Here is a 1,582-nt window from a genome sequence, read left to right as displayed (position 1 = left end):
CAGGGAAAACGCACGAGTGCTAATTGTTTAATAATCAATAGTTCCCTTCTCTTCTCAAAACTTATTTAATGGCAATACTCTTGTATATCTAATAATAAATAAAGTCTTCCTAGTTACTTTTCCTCATATAGACGTGTCACAACTTTACATGGTCATGCCACCTATTGCTTTCATCCTTTTTAATCTTCGGGCTTCTTCAATTGATATATTGATTATTTATATTGTATTCATTCTGGTATTTCATTATCTTCACGTCTAAATAATAAACAGTAATGGATAAGATTGCAAAGGATTTTTTAATAAATGACGAATTGGCACGTCATATGGCTAGTATGTCTGAAGCTATTGATACAATAGACCCACGTGAAAAGAATAAAGTCACTTATTCGGGCAAATTGATAATGCTTGTCACTTTATCGGGTGTTTTTTGTGATTGTCAGAGTTGGAATGATATAGCAGACTTCGCCCGTTATAAGAAAGATTTTCTTAGGAGATTCATACCGGATTTAGAAACTACCCCCTCACATGATACATTACGCCGATTTTTTTGTATCATAAAAACAGAAAGATTAGAGAGTTGTTACAGAGAATGGGCCTGTAATATGAGAGGTGATTCACCGTCCATAGAAGATTGCGACTGGTCGAAAGTTCAAATAGGTGAGGGTAATGATCTTTATACGAATAGACATATAGCTATTGACGGGAAAACGATCTGTGGTGCCATCAATGCTGATAAACTGGTACAAGAGTCGGCGGGTAAAATAACAAAGGAGCAGGCAGCATCAGCCAAACTTCATATTGTCAGTGCCTTTCTTTCTGATATGAGTCTGTCATTAGGGCAGGAACGGGTCTCAATAAAAGAGAATGAAATAGTAGCAATACCCAAATTACTGGACGACATTGATATACGACAAGGAGATGTAGTTACCATCGATGCACTTGGCACCCAAAAGAAGATTGTAGAAAAAATAACAGAGAAACAAGCCGATTATCTTTTAGAGGTGAAAGATAATCATTTAAAACTAAGGGAAAATATCGAAAACGATGCGGAGTACTTGCTAATTTCCGGAAGAGAAAATGATTTTATCAAAAGAGCTGAAGAAACCACAGAAGGTCATGGATTTATGGTGACAAGGACCTGCATATCCTGCTCTGAACCCAGTAGATTAGGGTTCTGTTATCGCGATTGGAAGAATCTTAGGACTTATGGAATAATAAAGACCGAGAAAATAAATATAGCCACAGGGGAAATACAGAATGAGAAACATTGTTTCATCTCTTCATTAGTGAACAATCCAGAGCTTATTCTTAAATATAAGAGAAAGCATTGGGCGGTAGAAAATGGATTGCATTGGCAGTTGGATGTTACATTTAATGAAGATGATGGAAGAAAAATGATGAATTCGGCACAAAACTTTTCCACTTTAACTAAAATGGCATTGACCATTTTGAAGAATTATCAGGATGAAGACAAGAAGACTTCTGTCAATAGGAAAAGGAAGAAGGCTGGATGGAGTGATGAGTATCTAACTAATTTGATAAACAACTTTATTAAAGCGTTTTAACTCGTGCGTTTTCCCTG

At 36.1% G+C, this 1,582-nt stretch carries 1 protein-coding gene; it reads left to right on the top strand.

Features of this window, described 5'->3' with window-relative positions; all coding sequences use genetic code 11:
- The first annotated feature begins 272 nt into the window (after window positions 1-272).
- Window positions 273-1,565: an ISAs1 family transposase gene (locus tag KFO40_RS25545; protein WP_049701351.1), complete on the top strand. Its 1,293-nt coding sequence runs from the start codon at window positions 273-275 to the stop codon at window positions 1,563-1,565.
- The last annotated feature ends 17 nt before the right edge of the window (window positions 1,566-1,582 follow it).

This window comes from Bacteroides sp. 1001302B_160321_D4 (assembly GCF_015667765.1).
In the GTDB taxonomy this organism is placed as follows: domain Bacteria; phylum Bacteroidota; class Bacteroidia; order Bacteroidales; family Bacteroidaceae; genus Bacteroides; species Bacteroides xylanisolvens.
The sequence above is the reverse complement of the archived record's forward strand: the minus strand, read 5'-3'. Positions and strand labels throughout refer to the sequence as shown.

Bases quoted from the DNA above. Each gene is read 5' to 3' on its own strand.
- KFO40_RS25545 (WP_049701351.1), top strand. From the start codon at position 273: ATGGATAAGATTGCAAAGGATTTTTTAATAAATGACGAATTGGCACGT.